The organism is Bacillus cereus group sp. MYBK220-1 (assembly GCF_051916445.1).
Classification (GTDB): domain Bacteria; phylum Bacillota; class Bacilli; order Bacillales; family Bacillaceae_G; genus Bacillus_A; species Bacillus_A cereus.
This window is the reverse complement of record NZ_JBQAGQ010000003.1, coordinates 219,474-237,982: the sequence shown is the minus strand read 5'-3', so window position 1 is coordinate 237,982 and position 18,509 is coordinate 219,474. Positions and strand designations below refer to the sequence as shown.

The following is an 18,509-nucleotide window of genomic DNA, read 5'->3' as shown; positions in this document are numbered from 1 at the left end:
CTCCATATACCATATGTATATTCCCTATCCCACATGAACTAGCAGCATAAACTTGATTAGTTAAACACATCCTCATTTAGAAGACTATATAATTAAATTTCTAACCTATAAAAACGTACATTTCAAACAACAAGAAAGCGCTTACTATAAATTGGTAAATAATACTTATTAACAACAAACATATATACTAATTTTTCCATTACATTATGATACATCTTATCATCATAAACTAAAGGAAACAACGAGCTTTTTTTGTCATGTTTTGACTAAAAAAAGCAGGTGATTTCTCATCACCTGCTTTTTTTCCTACTCATTCAATAAATAATGCTTTCCTTTTACCAAATAAAAGACATTTTCAGCAATATTTGTAATATGATCTGCTACACGCTCAATATATCTCGCGACAAATGATAATTGTGTAATTTGCGTAATTGCTTCTGGTTGTTCCGGAACTGAAGATATAAACTCACGAATTGCTTTTCCATATATTTCATCAACGGAATCATCCATTTCAGCAATTTGTTTCGCAAAAGTTAAATTTTCTTGTTCATATGCTTCTAACGCTAAATGCAACATCTCATTTGCAACCGCAAACATTTCATCTAGGTTGTGCAAACTAACAGCCACTTCTTTTTCCCCAAGACGAATTGTAGCCTTTGCAATATTAACAGCATGATCTGCAATGCGCTCTAAATCTGTCGCTGTTTTAATTGAAATAAAAATCCTTCTTAAGTCACTTGCTACAGGTTGCTGCTTCGTAATGAGCATAAGCGCAAGATCGTTTATTTCCTCTTCTAAATTATCCATGCGGTAATCACCATCAATGACCTCTAACGCTTTCTCTACATCCCTTGTATGCAGACCTTCCATAGCAATCAATAAAGCCGCATTTGCTAATTCTCCAAGCTCAATCACCTTTTGCTGTAACGCTTTTAAATCACCTTGAAACTGTTCTCTTACCATTTTTCTTCCCCCTCAATATTATGTGCCATTATATAAAAGTGAAACTTTAATCAACCCTCATCAATCGGGATTTGATAGGCAGCAAGATCCCCTCCCTAACTTCTTTGCATTCGCTAAATTTTAAGGTGGGGGTCTTACTGCCCGCAAATAGCGGGGTAAATCTCCTACATAGCCTCTTACGCTTGTAATAAACCTTAAGATAAGGAGAAGTATTACTTCTTTATTAACAGTAAGATAAAATAAGAAATGCCCTCTGTTAAGAGGGCATTTGCTCTTAGCTTTGAAACGATATCAACCAAAGCGACCTGTAATATAATCTTCTGTACGCTTATCTGAAGGAGTCGTAAATAATTTGTTTGTATCTGTATACTCCACAACTTCCCCGCTTAAGAAGAAAGCTGTTTTGTCTGAAATACGCGCTGCTTGTTGCATATTATGCGTTACGATAACAATACTAAAATCTTTCTTTAGCTCTTGAATCAATTCTTCTACTTTTAATGTTGAAATTGGGTCTAATGCCGATGTTGGCTCATCCATTAAAATAACGTCTGGCTCAATAGCTAAGCAGCGTGCGATGCATAGACGCTGTTGCTGTCCACCAGATAAACCGTATGCATTATCGTGCAAACGATCTTTTAACTCATCCCAAATCGCTGCTCCACGTAAACTTTTTTCAACAATTTCATCTAATGTCTTTTTGTCACGAATACCATGGATTTTTGGACCGTATGTTACATTCTCATAAATAGATTTTGGAAATGGATTTGGCTTTTGGAACACCATTCCTACATGCGTTCTTAATTCTTCAACTGGATATGATTTATCAAATATATTGCGTTCTCTATACTCAATTACACCTGTAGTTCGAACGATCGGTACTAACTCTACCATGCGATTTAATGTTTTTAAGTAAGTTGATTTACCACAGCCACTTGGACCGATAATGGCTGTAACTTCATTCTCATGAATACTTAAATTAATATCTTTTAAAGCATGGTCTTCCCCGTACCATAAATTTAAGTTTTTCGTATCAAATACTACCTTCTTTGGCGCAGTCTCGATTTTCTCTTCGTTTTTCACCTGTACATTTACTACTGTTGCTACCATTTGAATTCCCCTTTCATCCACTTCCAACTTATTTTCGATTTCGTAACCATAAAACAAATATATTGATAAATAGCAACAAACCTAACAAAACAATCATCCCAGCTGCTGCTACATACTGAAATTCTTCTTGTGGCCTACTCATCCAATTAAAAATTTGAATTGGTAGAACTGTAAATCTATCAAACATACTAAATGGAACATAATTTGCAAACGCAAGTGCCCCAATAACTAATAGTGGTGCAGCCTCTCCAATTGCTCTTGATATCGCTAACGTACAGCCCGTTATAATCCCTGGGAAAGCATATGGCAATACAATTTGATACATCGTTTGCCACTTCGTAGCACCTAATCCGTAAGAACCCTCTAATAAAACACTTGGTACTGATCGAATTGCTTCTTGACTCGCCACAACAACTGTTGGTAAAACGAGTAGACTCATCGTCAATGCTGCTGCAACTATACTCTCTCCTAAATGAAGAGCATATACAAAAATAGTTAAACCAAGCAATCCAAATACAACAGATGGTACTCCTGCTAACGTTTGATTATTAATCTCTATTATTTTTTTAAATAGAGATTCCTTCGCATATTGCTCTAAATAAAGTGCTGTTCCAACTCCAAATATAAAAGAAACAGGTATAACAATACTCATAAATAATATTGTCCCTGACAAAGCTGCAGCAATACCAGCTTCTTTCGGATTACGTGAAGCGAAATTTGTAAAGAAATCTATTGAAAGATAACTTATACCTTTTTCAACAATTTGAAACAGTAACAAAAACAAAATTACGATTGAAAATAAAATTGCTATATAAAATAACAATTTGTAAATTCGATCTTTTAAAAAGCGTGATGCCATATTTTTTTGTATTTTTTTATGATTCAACATTCGCATATTATGTCATCCTCCTAAAACGGCGCATAATTGACTGCGAAATGATGTTCATAATAAAGGTAAACAAAAATAACGTTGCGCCTACAGCATACATGCTGTAATACGTAATCGTTCCATGCGGAGCATCACCTAAACTTACTTGCACAATATAGGCTGTTAACGTTTGAATAGAATGTGTCGGATCAAGCGATACATTTGGTGTGGATCCTGCTGCAATTACAACAATCATCGTTTCACCAATCGCACGAGAAGCTGCTAATATAATTGCTGCCATAATCCCTGTAAAAGCGGACGGAAACACCACTTGTTTTACCATTTCAAACCGCGTCGCTCCGAGTGCTAATGAAGCTTCTTTCGTCCCTTTCGCCACAGCTCTCATCGCATCTTCAGATAGAGATGCAATTGTAGGCATCATCATAAATCCGATAACGATTCCTGGACTAATCGCATTAAAAAACTGTAAATCTGGTATAATCCTTTGTAAAAGCGGTGTAACAACTGTTAATGCAAAAAAACCATATACAATTGTCGGGATACCTGCTAATAGCTCTAACATCGGCTTTAATATTTTCCGTGCACTATTTGAAGCATATTCGCTTAAAAATACGGCACACGCTAAACCGATAGGAATTGCTACAAACATAGCAATTGCTGTTACAAGGAACGTTCCACATATAAGTGGTAATATACCGAATTTAGGGTCTTCAAAAAATGGTAACCATTCTTTCTCCGTCAAAAAGGAGTATAATGATATTTTTTGAAAAAACATGATTGTTTCATTAGAGAGCGTAAAAACAATGCCAAGTGTCGTCACAATAGAAACACTAGCAATTATTTTTAGTAATAAAGGTACTATTCGATTGATTCGCTGCGTTTTTTTTCTTTGTTTTGTATTTCTTTCAATCAAATGTTGTACAGAAAATGTAATTTGACTTTTGTCATTATGAGCCAAAGATGAAAACCCCTTTCCACCCTGACATTACCTTTTTATTTCTGTTAACATACGCAGCTGTTCATTGTATTTTTCTTTTTTTAATTTTACATACCCGACCTCTTCAGCGAGGTTACCGACATGCTGAATCATAAACTCAACATAGTTTGCTACATTCATTTTATTTCGGATAGATGCATTATTCACATAAGTAAGTAGCGGCCTAGATAACGGCTTATACTTACCTGATTGAATGGTCTCTTTCGTCGGAAATACACCATTTACTTTTATTGCTTTCACCTTATCTCGATTAGCCATATAATAAGCATATCCTACAAAAGCAATGGCATGTTTATCATTCATTACCCCTTGCATAATAACTTGATCATCTTCAGACAAAGAGACTTTTTTTACAATGCGATGATTTTGTAAGATGACATTTTGAAAATAATCATACGTACCAGAGTCTACGCCTGGTGCATAAAACTTCACTTGTTCACGTGGCCATGTTGAATGAATTTGTGACCATCGCTTCTCTCTTCCATCTTCACTCCAAAGTAGTCGTAACTCGTCTACTGACATATCGTCTACCCATGTATTATGGCGATTCACAACAATCGTAAGACCGTCGTTAGCAACCTCAAAAGGTGTGAACTGAATAGAGTTTTTCTTCATTTCATTTTTCTCGACTTGTTTCATTACTCTCGAAGCATTATTTATATCTACTTCTCCTTTACTGAAACGATTAAATCCTCCCCCAGTTCCAGAAATACTGATGGAAATTTTCACGTCTGGATGCACCTTTGTATATTCCTCCGCTACTGCTTCTATAATAGGAAAAACCGTTGAGGATCCATCAACTCTCACTTCTCCCGTATCATTTAAAGCAAATGCAGTAGACATTTCAAAACAGAGGAACCATATTGATAATACGAAAACTTTAATCGGTGTACGCATCCATTTCACGTGTTCTTCCTCCTAGAAGTAACCGGAAATAACAGGATTACAGATATAAGAATACTGCTAAACTATTAATTCGGTTTTAATTGTTTGTAAAAGTTTTGTAAAGTTCCACATAAATCAACATACGGTACAATTTTAATTCAGTAGTAGCTATTCATTTCCTCTGAAGATTTCCCTATAAAATATTTATCCCCTATCCCACCATATACAAGTATCATTTATACGGCCGCGTTTTTTTCAATGTTGTATACTTGTCCACATTTATTACACGATATGCATAAACCATAAAAAAAAGCACACTATCTTTTCAGATAGTGTGCTTTTTTACAACTTTTTTATTCATCATCTTGCTCTTTATTTTTATTGTCTTTATCATCTTTTGGAGCTTCACCATTTACTTCTTTGTTTTTCAAATCAAAGTAAGCGTCCATAATTTCACGACCAATATATCCATTAATACCAGTCTTATCATCATGTACCCACGGAACGACAACAGAGAATGCTACTTCTGGATCTTCAAGTGGCGCATAACCTACTAATGTTAAGTTATATGTTTCCACACGTTCACCGTTTGCCTTTCTACCAATCTCTTTATCTCCGCCATACACAGTTTGCGCGGTACCTGTCTTCCCTGCCGCTTTATATTTTGCACCTGTAAAGTATTTTGTAGCTGTACCACCTGAATCATTATAAACTTGTCTAAATCCTTCTTGAACACGTTTAATTTGCGATTCTGGCATATCAACACGATTTAATACTTTCGGTTCCATAGATTGAACAACTTTCCCAACTTCATCCGGTTTCACTGCCGGTTGACGAATTTCTTTTACAACTTGTGGTTGCATACGATATCCGCCATTGGCAATCGTCGAAATATATTGCGCTAATTGAAGCGGTGTATACGTATCATACTGTCCAATTGATAAATCTAGTAAGAAACCTGGTTGACTACTTCTACCCATCTGACCAGCAGATTCATTCGGTAAATCAATTCCTGTTTTTACACCAAGTCCAAACTGTCCGAAATAATAACGCATCGTATCAAATGCTTTTTGAGGTATATCTAACGTACCACCTCTCACATACTGAACACCGGCGATATTCATCGCTGTTTTAAACATATAAACGTTAGAAGACATTTTTAAAGCTGTAAGGTCATTAATGTATCCCATCGTTTTCCAAGACGACTTCGTAGGTGTACCTTTTAATTTAATTGGTTCATCCAATTGCACCGATCCTGGTTGAATCGCACCAGTTTGATATCCAGTAAGTACTGTTGCACCTTTTACAGTTGATCCCATCGGATAAGAACTTGTCATGGTACCTAATGCAAAGTCATTTACTTTCGTTTGACCATCTTCGTTAACTAATTGTTTCCCCGCCATAGATAAAACTTCGCCATTTTTTGGGTTCATCATTACAACGAATGCGCGATCTAAAAGAGGTTCGCTTCCTTTAAACCTCATTAAATTCTTCGCAAGAATATCTTCCACGCGCTTTTGTAATTCCATATCAATTGTTAAGTTCAGGTCATTACCACTTTGTCCTTTTGATACATTAATCGTTTCTAAAATATTACCGTTTTTATCTGTAACATTTCTAACTTCTGCTTTCGTACCGTGTAGGCTATCTTCATACTGTTGCTCAAGATAACTTTTTCCTACTCGGTCATTTCGATTATAATCACGAACAAGATAGTAATCTAGTCTTTCTCTAGGTAAACCTTCATCAGATGTCGACACCCCACCAAGTACACTTCGGAATAAATCATCGTACGTATATTTTCGATCCCAATCAACATTCGTATCTACACCTGGTAATGCTGCTAAGTTTTCACTAATAATCGAATATTCCTTTTCTGTAGCATCCTTTTTAATAACTTGAGGTGTCATTGCATATCCGCCATCCATCTTACTCTTAATCGCTAGTATTTCTAGATCTTTTGCGGATAATTGATTAACCTCTTCTTCTGTTACACGACTTCGCTGGCGCTCGTCTAATTCTTTATCATCAATTTTTTTATCTTTAAACTCTTGACGATCTTTATTCGTAATTTTTTCTTTAGCTTCCTCTTTATGCATAGCAAGCCAATAATCCTTTTTATCGCGATCCGTTAATTTATCTGTCGGTACTTCAATCAAATCTGCTAGCTTTTTCGCTGTTTCTAAGCGATCTTCTGCAGTTGATCCTTTCATTTTTGTAAATGTAATAGTACGAATGGCTACATTATCTACTACAGCTCGCCCATAACGGTCAAATATTTTCCCACGCGGTACAGGATTACTTATCGTTGAGTTTTCTTTCTTCTCCACTTCATTCTTATATTCTTCACCACGAACAATTTGTACATATCCGAGCCTTACAATAACCGCGGAGAACATTAAAAACACGCAGAAAAACAGCACGTTTAACCGAAAAGGAACGTGGGTCTTTTTCTTATTTTGCTTCTGTTTCTTGCTCATACAAACCCCCTCTACCAACAGCTATGTAATGTGAAAGGGACACCTTCATACAGGTGTCCTCACTGCTGTCTTACATCTTTTTCTATTCTAGCATAAAACAAACGAGAAGTTAACCTTCTGGTTCAGTTTGGTTTTGCGCGTTCCCTTGCGTTACAACACTTGCTTTACTCGCATTTCTCTCATCATATTTGACATTTTTAACTGCAAAATAAATAAGAAAATGTCCAGCACCTAAAATACATAATAAGTAAGGTAAACTTTTTTCAGGTGGAAAGAATAGTACAGCACATAAAAAACTTAAAATGGAACAGATTCTTCCGGCGTTTAACCACAGCTCCCGAACAACGACATATTCCACACGCCATTCTCTCGCATTTTTCGCTCTACCAATTACGTCATATGTCATTGATCCGTACGGAACAAGTAAAATAGGATATGCAATTGCAATACATGCCGCATAAATAAGTAATTTCGTGTATGTAACATTGAAAATAACTAAAAAGACGACAGCATATAAAATAATGCCTCCAAGTAAAATTGCTTTTTTTCGCCACTCCTTCTTTAACATACGAGCAACTAAGTAATAACATACAAAGGATACAGCAGAGTTCACTAAACTGTATTTCCCTAATGCAAACTCACTATTAGTTGCTAAATAAACATATACTGAAATGACAAAAATAAACGTTCCTTCTCTCAATCCTTGGAAAAAATGAGCTCGTGTAATCTTTCCCCAATTTTTATCAATCCGTCGTTCTTTCAATACTTGCACGATTTCATAACGCCCTTCACATTCTCTTTTAGATAAAAAGAAGCTTAAGACGACAGCAATTGCAAATAGAACTAATGAAAGAAAGAATATAACAGTATAGCCACTCCATTTCTCCATACGTGAAATTGTGTATCCTGCTGCTATCGGTCCAATCATTCCAGAGAAGGATGTAAGAAGTCCAAGAAACCCATTAAAGAAATCTCTTGTTTCTGGTTCTGTAATTTCAAATGTCAATAAGTTAAAAGCCAACCAGTAAAAACCGTATCCTACTCCTAAAAGAGCCCCCATTAATAAAATATACTGAGAAGCACTTTTCCCTGCTACTAAGACAACAATAAAAAAAATTGCGAGCGTCCCTACTCCTATTCGTAATAAAATCGAACGATCGATACGTTTCGCTAATTTTCCCCCTACAAGAAATGTGAGAGGCTGTAATACCACGCTGGCTAAATTATACAAGCCAAGATTCACATAATTTTGTGTTTGTTTCCATAAATAAATATTTACAAACGTATTCGATAAAGAAATTGCGAGCGTGTATAAACCTCCTATAAGGAGCAATAACACTAAATCCCGATTCACTTCAACGTCACCAATTATATGTTTCCATTTCATACACAACTCTCCTTTACTTCATGTTCTAGTCTTCCAAAGACAAGCCCAATTATGTAAAAGGAAAGCATAGAAAAAAGCTAGGAGCTCTCCCCTAGCTTTTTCTATATTATTACGATTATTTTGCTTCTTGGTAACGTTTTTCAGCAGCGTTCCAATCTACAACGTTCCAGAATGCGCCGATGTAGTCTGGACGACGGTTTTGGTAGTTTAAGTAGTAAGCATGCTCCCAAACATCTAAACCGATAACTGGAGTTTTACCTTCAGTTAAAGGAGAATCTTGGTTTGGAGTGCTTGTTACTTCTAACTCACCATTGTTTACTACTAACCAAGCCCAACCAGAACCGAAGCGAGTTGCGCCAGCTTTTGCGAATTCTTCTTTGAATGCATCGAAGCTACCGAATTTTGCTTCAATTGCAGTTGCAAGTTCACCTACAGGTTGTCCTCCGCCGTTTGGAGATAGGATTGTCCAGAAGAATGTATGGTTAGCATGTCCGCCACCATTGTTACGTACTGCTGTACGGATTGCTTCTGGTACTTCGTTTAAGTTTGCAACTAATTCTTCTACGCTTTTGTCAGCTAATTCTGCATGACCTTCTAAAGCAGCGTTTAAGTTTGTAATGTACGTGTTGTGATGTTTTGTATGATGGATGTTCATTGTTTCTTTGTCAAAGTGAGGCTCTAAAGCATCATACGCATAAGGTAAATTTGGTAATTCGTGTTTTGCCATTGTTATATTCCTCCCAGTTTATGTATTGCCACTTAAGTGACATACAACTTCATTCTACCCTAATTGCCATAGGGTGCAAACAAATAAATCACATTGTCTTGCTATCATTAAAGTAGCAAAATTCCCACTTCTTTTCAATTAAAATGCTCATATATTCCGTAAAAAAAGCTTCCTTCTACAAGGAAGCTTCCTGCTAACATAATAAACATGCGAAATGGATATGGACCCTGTAGGACTCGAACCTACGACCGGACGGTTATGAGCCGTCTGCTCTAACCAGCTGAGCTAAGGGTCCACAATTATGTATGTAACAACATATCAAATAAAGGAATTCCTATCGGATATGCTCTTTAAGAAATGTAAGATAAATTTACCATATAGAAAAGAAAAGTGTCAATTGTATTTTTCTTATTTAAAAGAAGAAAGTTAATAAAAGAAATTTAGTTATCTCCACTATATGTAAATATAATATATCTTGAGATTCTCTAGATTCCTACGTTACAATGATTTTATACATACATAAAGGAAGTGAATCTATGTCCATATTTACCCAATTCGTAAAAAGCATATACTCGCCTAAAGATATGGCGCTATTCCGTTTTCAAAAAATCGGTAAAACCATTTTGTATATTATGCTACTTTGCTTAATTACTACTATTCCAAGAACTTTTTTGTACGGTAGTTTTATCCAGGATGGTGTTGGCATGGTAAATCAAGTCATCGATAAAGATTTACCTGATTTTAAAATCGAAAATGGCGAACTAAAAGCTGATATTGATCAACCTATTGAAAAAGAAGAAGGAAATACACTTTTCGTATTTGATCCAAATTCAACAGACCTAGAAAAATATCAAAATAAAACAGGTTTATTTGTTTTAAAAGATAAAGTAGTCTCTATGGGAAATGGTCAAACACAAACGTATTCTTATAACGATTTGTTAGGTGCATCTCTTGAGAAAAAAGATCTACAAGAATTTATTTCTTTATTCGATAATATTTATCCAATTTTATTATTTGTTATTGGATTCTTAGTGTACCTATTCCAATTATTCATAACTTTTGTAGGCGTGACTTTACTTGCGTTCATCGGTTCTGCTATGAGCGGTCAACGTAAACTATCCTATAAACAAGTTTGGACACTAACTGCATACAGCTACACAATTCCAACAATCTTCTTTATGATTATGGATGCATGCAAGATTGTCGTACCTGGATCAACATTCATCTATATCGCAGTTGTTTTAATTGTTCTGTACTTAACAATTAAAGAAGTTCCAAAACCGAAAGAAAAATAAGAACGAAAAAAAATGCCTAAATAGGCATTTTTTTTTTGGACAAGCATATATTCCTAGCAAAGGAGTGAAGAATATGAAGAGATTAGGTATATTCCTATTCGTGCTTGTTCTCGGTTATATATTTTATTACGATATAAAAATCGGTACTTTACCGATGTTAAGTTCATATAAAAAAACAACTGCTGCTCAAACAATTAAAAAAGAAAACACAGACAGTCAACAAAATAAAGCGAACAAAACAGAAAAAGAAACGGATGTATCTTATAAAACAATTGAAGTAAAAACTGGTGAGACAGTTCTTTCTATTACAGAACAAATTAACAAGAAAAAAATTCCTTCCATAGAAAAAGTCATTGACGACTTTAAACAATTAAACAAAAGTACATCTGCTACAAAAATACAAATTGGAAAGTCTTATAAATTCCCGTTATATCAATAAGCTATCACTTAATCCTTGTCAATTACATAAAGGCGCTGATACAATAGTAAAAGTGAAACCGAGTACTTCGGTTTCTATAGCCCTATATCACGTATACTATCATTGATATGAGGGACTAAATAAGAAACTTCTTTTATAAGGAGAGCGATCTATTCGTGAATGAAATGACTCATCGTACAAAAACACGTCCAGTTAAAGTCGGTAATTTAACAATCGGCGGTAATAATGAATTAATTATACAAAGTATGACAACAACAAAAACACATGATGTTGAAGCAACAGTTGCTGAAATCAAGCGTTTAGAAGAAGCCGGCTGTCAAGTCGTCCGCGTTGCCGTTCCAGATGAACGCGCAGCAGATGCTATTGCTGATATAAAAAAACAAATCAACATTCCACTTGTTGCTGATATTCATTTTGATTATCGCCTTGCTTTAAAAGCAATTGAAGGTGGCATCGATAAAGTACGTATCAATCCAGGTAATATTGGTCGTCGCCATAAAGTAGAAGCTGTTGTAAATGCAGCAAAAGAGCGCGGTATTCCAATCCGTATCGGTGTAAACGCTGGTTCATTAGAGCGACACATTTTAGAAAAGTACGGGTACCCAACTGCAGATGGTATGGTTGAGAGCGCGCTACATCATATTAAAATTTTAGAGGACTTAGATTTCCACGATATTATCGTATCTATGAAAGCCTCTGATGTTAACTTAGCAATCGAAGCATACGAGAAAGCTGCTCGTGCTTTTGATTATCCATTACATTTAGGTATTACAGAATCTGGAACATTGTTTGCCGGAACTGTAAAAAGTGCTGCTGGTCTTGGAGCAATCTTAAATAAAGGCATCGGAAATACACTACGTATTTCATTAAGTGCTGATCCAGTTGAAGAGGTAAAAGTTGCTCGCGAATTATTAAAATCATTCGGTCTTGCGTCTAATGCAGCAACACTTATCTCTTGTCCAACTTGTGGTCGTATTGAAATCGATTTAATTAGCATTGCTAACGAAGTGGAAGAATACATCTCTACACTTCAAGTACCAATTAAAGTTGCAGTACTTGGTTGCGCTGTAAATGGCCCTGGTGAAGCTCGTGAAGCTGATATCGGTATTGCCGGTGCACGTGGAGAGGGATTATTATTCCGTAAAGGGCAAGTCGTTCGTAAAGTGCCAGAAGAAACAATGGTAGAAGAACTGAAAAAAGAAATTGACGTAATTGCTGCTGAAATGGCTGCTGAACGAGAAAAAGAAAAAGAGACACAAGAACAATAAAAAGAAGGTTGCCACAATATTTGTGAGCAACCTTCTTTTCTACGTAAAAAAGCTCGTCAGTTATATAACCGACGAGCTTTTACTTTGCACATTTTGGACAACGACCATATATTTCAAACTTATGACCCGTTACTTCATAACCGGTAAAATCTTTATTCATAAAATCCATTGGGCAGGAAGTAATCTCTTTCGTTCCCCCACAATCCAAACAAATAAAATGATGATGATGTTCCATAATAGAACAAGTAAAACGAAAATGTTTTTCACCATTTAATTCCGTTTGTTCTAAAACACCAATCTCAGCAAAAACTGTTAAGTTACGATAAATCGTATCAAAACTAAGCCCTGGATAATCGTCCTTCATATGCTCTAAAACGTCTTTCGCAGTTAAATAACGATTATGTGCTGCAAATAATCTGAGCATCTCTTCTCTTTTTCCAGTATGTTTGTATCCTTTTTCTTTCATTAGGCGTAAAGCTTCTGTTAGATTCATACCTATCCCTACTTTATGCAGTTTTTTTCTTCTTCCATAAAATCGCACCGATTAAAATAAGAACTGCTATCATAACAATTGTACCACCTGGCGCTAGATCAAGTTGATACGAAGCAAACATTCCACCAATTACTGCAATTTCACCAAATAAAATGGAAAAGAAAATTGTTTGTTTAAATCCTTTAGCAATACGAATACTTGCTGCAACTGGTAACGTCATTAATGATGATACAAGAAGAACTCCCACTACACGCATTGATACTGCAATGACAAGAGCAACTAATATAATGAAAATAAAGTGAATCCATTTCGCTCTTAAACCAGTTGATACTGCGTATTCCTCATCAAATGATAATAGAAACAGCTCTTTATATAATAAAATAATTGTCGCAACAACAACAATTGCTACAATCCCAATAATAATTAAATCTGTACTTGTTACAGCACTGACACTACCAAATAAATAACTAAATAAGTCTGTGTTAAATCCATTTGCAAGTGAAATGAAAATAACTCCAACCCCCATCCCTGCCGAAAGGATAATTGGAATTGCTAATTCTTGATAGTGCTTATATACAGTTCGTAACTTTTCGATTAGTAGCGCTCCACCAATCGAGAAAATCATCCCCATATATAAGGGGTTTAAAAATCCACCTGTAAAAATGGTTTTTTCAAGTAATAAACTTGCTGCAATACCCGATAACGTCACGTGACTTAATGCATCCGCAATAAGAGATAAACGACGAATAACAACAAACACACCAATTAGCGGTGCAACAAGTCCAATTAAAATACCAGCGTATAAAGAATTACGTAAAAAGTCATATTGTAAAAAATCTTGTATCATTATATCCTCCCGTGATGCTCATGTTCGTGTTCTAAACGATGAACATGATGTCCATATAAGACGGACATTTCTGCATCTTCTAACTCTCGGAACTTCTCTACATTTCCATGGAAATGTAGATGTTGGTTTAGGCATGCAACATGTGTTACTTTTTCAGTAACAGCTCCCATATCATGAGTAACAAGAATTAATGTGATCCCGAGCCTTTTGTTTAAATCCTCTAATATTTCGTAAAAACTTTCCACATTTTTCACATCGATTCCAACAGTAGGCTCGTCCAAAATAAGCAATTCAGGATCACTAACGAGCGCACGAGCAATAAATACACGCTGTTGCTGTCCACCAGAAAGCTCTCCAATGTTACGACCTTGAAACTCACTCATCCCTACATCAGCAATTGCTTTTTCTACCTTTTTCTTATCCTCTTTTGTGAAAAAGCGAAAAAGCCCTTTTTTCGAAACAAGTCCCATTGACACAACTTCAGAAACAGTTGCTGGAAAACCAGAATTGAAACTATTTGCCTTTTGGGATACATAACCAACTTTGTTCCATTCCTTAAACTTCTTACTATCAACGCCAAACACGCGAATGCTTCCTTCTTTTGGCTTTAAAACACCTAATAAACACTTAAGTAAAGTTGATTTACCTGAACCATTCGGTCCCACTAAACCTAAAAAAGCTCCCTTCGGAACTTGCAAATTAATATTTTCTAACACATTCCGATCTTCATATCGGAATGTTAAACCTTCAATTTCTAATATATTATTCATAGCATCTCACCTATTTTAATTCAGAATGATTCCGATTTATATCTATTTGAATTATAGTACAGCTTATTATAGTTGTAAACCAATCTGCCTAAAATATATCTATTTTTTCAAGAAACCTTACTATTATAACAAAAAGCAGAGAAAAATTCTCTGCTTCCGAAAAATATTCCTATAAACTTTTTAGTGAATAGCCGATTTAAACTTACCACCATTTGTCTCTTGCGTGCTCATAATCGTAACAAATGCATTTTCATCAATTTCATGCACAATTGATTTTAACTTCGTCACTTCTAGACGCGTTACAACTGCATAAATAACTTCTTTTTCTTTATCCGTGTAACCACCTTTCGCTACAAGCTTTGTAGTTCCACGGCCAAGACGATGCAAAATCGCGTTTGATACTTCCTCATATTGATCAGATACAATTAAAACCGCCTTCGTTTCATCTAGCCCTTGAATTACTGTATCGATCGTTTTAAATGCGATATAGTACGTCATAACAGAATACATCGCTTGTTCCACACCAAACACAAATGCTGCCCATGCAAAAATAAATAAGTTCACAAACATTACGAATTCACCAACAGAGAATGGTAATTTCTTCGTTAATAAAATCCCCATAATTTCAGTTCCATCTAGCGATCCACCATGACGAATTACAAGTCCTACACCAAGACCTAAAATAAGACCACCAAACACTGTCGCTAAAATAGGTTCTGTTGTAAATGGTGGTACCGCATGTAACGTTGACTCAATGAAAGCTAACGCTACAATACCAAATGTCGAAGATAACATAAATGTTTTTCCAATTTGCTTATAACCGGAATACATAAATGGGATATTGAGAACAACGACTAAAGTAGAAAAACTTAACCACCAAATGTTAGGAGTAAGATAATCTAATATAAGAGAAATACCAATAATTCCACCATCAATAATTTTATTTGGCATTAAAAATAGTTCAATTGCTACCGCCGCGCATGCTGCTCCAAAAATAATCATAACTAAACGATAAATGAGATGAATAACACTTTCTTTTCGATGTTGCTTTTGCTCCATAAGTCCTCCCTTTACTCTTTTTCTGTAGTTTTGTCCTTATATTATAACATACGCTTCTTTTCCTCATGAAAAAGAAACTCCACACGAATATGTACAAGCTATATGCTCATATATTTCGATAGAAGAACGCGTGAAGGAGGATAATAAGATGAACCTCATTAAACAAATTGTTAATAAAAAATTAAATCATATTTCTACAAAAGAGCTATTAAAATATAGCAAAGAATATGAAGTTCCCATTACAGCCGCACAAGCTGATCAAATCGTTTTACTTATGAAGGGTAAAAATATTAATATTTACGATAACAACGAGCGACTAGAGCTTTTAAAACAAATCGCAAAAGTAACTTCCCCTGCCACTGCCCAACAAGTAAATACATTATTTCAGCAACTACTAAAATAAGGAGGGGATTTCCCCCTCCTTATTGCGCTTTAATTTTTTCAAGAAGCCCTTCATCAAAAGTGCCGTTTTTCAGCATTTCGATTTCCAATTTGTATGGTGGCTTCTTATCTTTTTTATCTTCCCCTACATACGGTGTTTCAAGAATTTTTGGTACATGCATTAACTGTGGATGGTGTACAATGTGATGCAATGCTTTATACCCAATGTGACCAAATCCAATGTTTTCATGACGGTCTTTTCCTGCTCCGCGTACATTTTTACTATCATTAATATGAAGTACTTGTAAACGATCTATACCAACGATCTTATCAAATTCGTTTAATACGCCGTCAAAGTCATTTACAATATCATATCCTGCATCGTGCGTATGACACGTATCAAAGCATACAGATAGCTTTTCATTATATTTTACACCATCAATAATCTTTGCAATTTCTTCAAAGCTACGACCGCATTCTGTTCCTTTTCCTGCCATCGTCTCTAACGCAATGTTAACCGTCTGTTCTGGCGTTAATACTTCATTAAGCCCTTTAATAATTTGTTGAATACCAGCATCTGCTCCAGCACCAACGTGCGCTCCTGGGTGAAGAACAATTTGTTTCGCTACACCTAATGCCGATGTTCTTTCAATTTCCATGCGAAGAAAGTCTACGCCTAATTGGAATGTTTCTGGCTTCGTCGTATTCCCAACATTAATAATATACGGCGCATGGACGATAATTTCCTCAATTCCGTTCAGCTCCATATGTTTTCTTCCTGCTTCTATGTTCAATTCTTCAATTGGTTTTCTTCGTGTATTTTGCGGTGCACCTGTATAAATCATAAACGTTGTTGCACCGTATGAAACAGCCTCTTCACTTGCTGCTAATAACATTTTCTTACCACTCATGGAAACATGAGATCCAATCTTTAACATACAATCACCTCTTCAATATACAATAGATATAATGATAGCATAATTTGTAGAAATATGTAGTGAATTGTTTGTTCACAAAAGACGCACTACACAAATTCATATGACTATTTAGACAGACTATACTCTTCATTTAAATTAGCGGGATTAAAAAAAGATAAGGGAAACCCCTTATCTTTTTTTATTGCTATATTTTCTCTTCACTTTGTCACGTTCTGTTGCAAGTTTACGTTTATAGTTTGGTTTTACTTTTTTCGGTTTTTTAATAACTTTCGTTGCCATAACATCAAGTTCGTCATTTGGTTTTTTACGGCTCTTACGACGACGACGCTCACCTAAATCTGCCCACTCATCTCCACGTAAATCTACATGTTTAAACTCGATATGACGTTGTTTTTCTAAGCTATCTAACGCTTCTTCGTTTGCTGGATCATAAATCGTCACTGCAATACCAGAATGACCCGCACGTGCTGTTCTTCCAACGCGGTGAACGAAGAAATCTAAATCTGATGGTAGCTCATAGTTAATAACATGGCTAATCCCTTCAATATCAATACCACGTGCTGCTAAATCAGTCGCAACAATATATTGGAATTCAAGGTCACGAATTTGTTTCATCATTTTTTTACGATCACGTGGTGATAAATCCCCGTGAATTCGTCCAACTTTTAAGCCACGTTCCATTAATCCATCAGCAACTTGGTCTGCCATCTTTTTCGTATTCGTGAAAACAACTGCTAAATACGGTTTAAATTGAAGTAGCATTTTATGCACTAAATCAATTTTATTACGATGTTTAGAAGGCACTAAATAGTGTTCAATGTTTCCAGCTGCAACTTGTTTTGGATTGATATGAATATGCTCTGGATTCTCCATATATTTCTTCAAAAACGGTTTTAGTTTTTGAGGAATTGTTGCAGAGAAAACTAACATTTGCAAGTTTTTAGGCATGCGTGCTGCAATTTTGTCTACATCATGAATGAATCCCATATCAAGCATTAAGTCTGCTTCATCGACAATAATCGTATTTGCTTTATGAACAAATAACGCTTGTTCTTCAACTAAGTCTTTAATACGTCCTGGTGTCCCAACTACGATATGAGGTTGTTTTTTCAATTTCTCAATTGAACGTTGTTTATCAGTTCCACCAATTAAACAACGTGCTGTAATCATTTGGTCTTCCGCACAAAACTTTGTTAATTTCACGATTTCTTCGTAAATTTGTTGTGCTAACTCACGAGTAGGCGCTGTAATAACAAGTTGTACTTCTTCACGACTTGCATTAATTCTGTTTAATGTAGGAAGTAAGTATGCATGTGTTTTCCCAGAACCTGTTTGGGATTGTCCAATTACACTTACACCTTTTTTCACGACCGGGAAAATTTTCTGCTGAATTCCTGTCGGCTCTGTAAAGCGTAGTTCACGAACTGCATCTATTAAAAATGGTTTAAAATCATACTGTGTAAAAGTTTGTTGTGTCATAAGTTACACCTTCTTTCTAAAATTTCTACTGCGCGCACAAATCAGTCAAGTCTACATTATATCGAAATCTACAAGTAAAATCCATCTTTAGTTTAGGTTTTCACT

Annotated in this window: 18 protein-coding genes and 1 tRNA gene; 4 read left to right on the top strand and 15 right to left on the bottom strand. The window is 35.6% G+C overall.

Annotation, left to right across the window (positions count from 1 at the left end; genetic code table 11):
• Positions 1-306: 306 nt before the first annotated feature.
• The 9 genes from phoU to ACTFRU_RS14840 form a co-directional block, all read right to left on the bottom strand.
• On the bottom strand, positions 307-963 hold the full coding sequence (gene phoU, locus ACTFRU_RS14880; protein WP_000251240.1) for a phosphate signaling complex protein PhoU: 657 nt from the start codon (positions 961-963) through the stop codon (positions 307-309).
• A gap of 291 nt (positions 964-1,254) precedes the next feature.
• Positions 1,255-2,070 carry a phosphate ABC transporter ATP-binding protein gene (gene pstB, locus ACTFRU_RS14875; RefSeq protein ID WP_000226686.1) on the bottom strand — a complete coding sequence of 272 codons (816 nt, stop codon included), beginning with the start codon at positions 2,068-2,070 and terminating at the stop codon, positions 1,255-1,257.
• 28 nt (positions 2,071-2,098) lie between these two features.
• The gene (gene pstA / locus ACTFRU_RS14870) at positions 2,099-2,965 is read right to left on the bottom strand and encodes a phosphate ABC transporter permease PstA (RefSeq protein WP_001242557.1); all 867 of its coding nucleotides are present in this window, start codon (positions 2,963-2,965) and stop codon (positions 2,099-2,101) included.
• Between the two features lies 1 nt (position 2,966).
• Positions 2,967-3,917 carry a phosphate ABC transporter permease subunit PstC gene (gene pstC, locus ACTFRU_RS14865; RefSeq protein WP_000940918.1) on the bottom strand — a complete coding sequence of 317 codons (951 nt, stop codon included), beginning with the start codon at positions 3,915-3,917 and terminating at the stop codon, positions 2,967-2,969.
• Between the two features lie 27 nt (positions 3,918-3,944).
• Positions 3,945-4,862, bottom strand: coding sequence for a PstS family phosphate ABC transporter substrate-binding protein (locus ACTFRU_RS14860; protein ID WP_006927031.1), 918 nt, complete (start codon positions 4,860-4,862; stop codon positions 3,945-3,947).
• Between the two features lie 332 nt (positions 4,863-5,194).
• Positions 5,195-7,321: a peptidoglycan D,D-transpeptidase FtsI family protein gene (locus ACTFRU_RS14855; protein ID WP_000038977.1), complete on the bottom strand. Its 2,127-nt coding sequence runs from the start codon at positions 7,319-7,321 to the stop codon at positions 5,195-5,197.
• Positions 7,322-7,430: 109 nt separating this feature from the next.
• The gene (locus ACTFRU_RS14850; RefSeq protein WP_006927033.1) at positions 7,431-8,708 is read right to left on the bottom strand and encodes an MFS transporter; all 1,278 of its coding nucleotides are present in this window, start codon (positions 8,706-8,708) and stop codon (positions 7,431-7,433) included.
• A 115-nt stretch (positions 8,709-8,823) separates the two neighbouring features.
• The gene (gene sodA, locus ACTFRU_RS14845; RefSeq protein WP_001052031.1) at positions 8,824-9,435 is read right to left on the bottom strand and encodes a superoxide dismutase [Mn]; all 612 of its coding nucleotides are present in this window, start codon (positions 9,433-9,435) and stop codon (positions 8,824-8,826) included.
• A 221-nt stretch (positions 9,436-9,656) separates the two neighbouring features.
• Positions 9,657-9,730 (bottom strand) — tRNA-Ile (locus ACTFRU_RS14840).
• A 241-nt stretch (positions 9,731-9,971) separates the two neighbouring features.
• Here ACTFRU_RS14840 and yqgB point away from each other — a divergent pair.
• The 3 genes from yqgB (at position 9,972) to ispG (ending at position 12,437) form a co-directional block, all read left to right on the top strand.
• Positions 9,972-10,730: a protein YqgB gene (gene yqgB / locus ACTFRU_RS14835; protein ID WP_000021897.1), complete on the top strand. Its 759-nt coding sequence runs from the start codon at positions 9,972-9,974 to the stop codon at positions 10,728-10,730.
• Positions 10,731-10,803: 73 nt separating this feature from the next.
• Positions 10,804-11,169, top strand: coding sequence for a protein YqfZ (gene yqfZ / locus ACTFRU_RS14830; protein ID WP_000825414.1), 366 nt, complete (start codon positions 10,804-10,806; stop codon positions 11,167-11,169).
• A 164-nt stretch (positions 11,170-11,333) separates the two neighbouring features.
• Complete coding sequence (ispG, locus tag ACTFRU_RS14825; RefSeq protein ID WP_153577907.1) at positions 11,334-12,437, top strand: flavodoxin-dependent (E)-4-hydroxy-3-methylbut-2-enyl-diphosphate synthase; 1,104 nt, start codon at positions 11,334-11,336, stop codon at positions 12,435-12,437.
• 79 nt (positions 12,438-12,516) lie between these two features.
• Here ispG and ACTFRU_RS14820 read toward each other — a convergent pair whose 3' ends face one another.
• The 4 genes from ACTFRU_RS14820 to ACTFRU_RS14805 all read right to left on the bottom strand — a co-directional run bounded on the left by ACTFRU_RS14820 (position 12,517) and on the right by ACTFRU_RS14805 (position 15,606).
• Entirely contained in the window at positions 12,517-12,930 is a 414-nt protein-coding gene (locus tag ACTFRU_RS14820) for a Fur family transcriptional regulator (protein WP_001054516.1), read from the bottom strand.
• A 13-nt stretch (positions 12,931-12,943) separates the two neighbouring features.
• Complete coding sequence (locus tag ACTFRU_RS14815; protein ID WP_000613815.1) at positions 12,944-13,777, bottom strand: metal ABC transporter permease; 834 nt, start codon at positions 13,775-13,777, stop codon at positions 12,944-12,946.
• Positions 13,777-14,547 (bottom strand): metal ABC transporter ATP-binding protein, encoded by a 771-nt coding sequence (locus ACTFRU_RS14810; RefSeq protein ID WP_001059662.1) that lies wholly within the window; start codon positions 14,545-14,547, stop codon positions 13,777-13,779. The genes ACTFRU_RS14815 and ACTFRU_RS14810 overlap by 1 nt, the downstream gene beginning before the upstream one ends.
• Before the next feature lie 180 nt (positions 14,548-14,727).
• Positions 14,728-15,606: a YitT family protein gene (locus ACTFRU_RS14805; protein WP_000435963.1), complete on the bottom strand. Its 879-nt coding sequence runs from the start codon at positions 15,604-15,606 to the stop codon at positions 14,728-14,730.
• Between the two features lie 148 nt (positions 15,607-15,754).
• Between ACTFRU_RS14805 and ACTFRU_RS14800 the strand changes: the two genes are divergently transcribed.
• Entirely contained in the window at positions 15,755-16,009 is a 255-nt protein-coding gene (locus ACTFRU_RS14800; protein ID WP_001048954.1) for a DUF2624 domain-containing protein, read from the top strand.
• A gap of 19 nt (positions 16,010-16,028) precedes the next feature.
• Here the strand turns inward: ACTFRU_RS14800 and ACTFRU_RS14795 are convergent, their stop codons facing one another.
• Both ACTFRU_RS14795 and ACTFRU_RS14790 read right to left on the bottom strand, forming a co-directional pair.
• Complete coding sequence (locus ACTFRU_RS14795) at positions 16,029-16,925, bottom strand: deoxyribonuclease IV (protein WP_000912460.1); 897 nt, start codon at positions 16,923-16,925, stop codon at positions 16,029-16,031.
• 168 nt (positions 16,926-17,093) lie between these two features.
• Complete coding sequence (locus tag ACTFRU_RS14790) at positions 17,094-18,404, bottom strand: DEAD/DEAH box helicase (RefSeq protein WP_000194017.1); 1,311 nt, start codon at positions 18,402-18,404, stop codon at positions 17,094-17,096.
• Between the last annotated feature and the right edge of the window lie 105 nt (positions 18,405-18,509).

Coding starts and splice junctions, on each gene's coding strand:
- ACTFRU_RS14820 (WP_001054516.1), bottom strand. CDS start 12,930: ATGAATCTAACAGAAGCTTTACGCCTAATGAAAGAAAAAGGATACAAA.
- ACTFRU_RS14850 (WP_006927033.1), bottom strand. CDS start 8,708: ATGAAATGGAAACATATAATTGGTGACGTTGAAGTGAATCGGGATTTA.
- ispG (WP_153577907.1), top strand. CDS start 11,334: ATGACTCATCGTACAAAAACACGTCCAGTTAAAGTCGGTAATTTAACA.
- ACTFRU_RS14805 (WP_000435963.1), bottom strand. CDS start 15,606: ATGGAGCAAAAGCAACATCGAAAAGAAAGTGTTATTCATCTCATTTAT.
- sodA (WP_001052031.1), bottom strand. CDS start 9,435: ATGGCAAAACACGAATTACCAAATTTACCTTATGCGTATGATGCTTTA.
- phoU (WP_000251240.1), bottom strand. CDS start 963: ATGGTAAGAGAACAGTTTCAAGGTGATTTAAAAGCGTTACAGCAAAAG.
- ACTFRU_RS14790 (WP_000194017.1), bottom strand. CDS start 18,404: ATGACACAACAAACTTTTACACAGTATGATTTTAAACCATTTTTAATA.
- ACTFRU_RS14795 (WP_000912460.1), bottom strand. CDS start 16,925: ATGTTAAAGATTGGATCTCATGTTTCCATGAGTGGTAAGAAAATGTTA.
- ACTFRU_RS14855 (WP_000038977.1), bottom strand. CDS start 7,321: ATGAGCAAGAAACAGAAGCAAAATAAGAAAAAGACCCACGTTCCTTTT.
- ACTFRU_RS14800 (WP_001048954.1), top strand. CDS start 15,755: ATGAACCTCATTAAACAAATTGTTAATAAAAAATTAAATCATATTTCT.
- ACTFRU_RS14815 (WP_000613815.1), bottom strand. CDS start 13,777: ATGATACAAGATTTTTTACAATATGACTTTTTACGTAATTCTTTATAC.
- ACTFRU_RS14810 (WP_001059662.1), bottom strand. CDS start 14,547: ATGAATAATATATTAGAAATTGAAGGTTTAACATTCCGATATGAAGAT.
- pstB (WP_000226686.1), bottom strand. CDS start 2,070: ATGGTAGCAACAGTAGTAAATGTACAGGTGAAAAACGAAGAGAAAATC.
- yqfZ (WP_000825414.1), top strand. CDS start 10,804: ATGAAGAGATTAGGTATATTCCTATTCGTGCTTGTTCTCGGTTATATA.
- yqgB (WP_000021897.1), top strand. CDS start 9,972: ATGTCCATATTTACCCAATTCGTAAAAAGCATATACTCGCCTAAAGAT.
- pstA (WP_001242557.1), bottom strand. CDS start 2,965: ATGCGAATGTTGAATCATAAAAAAATACAAAAAAATATGGCATCACGC.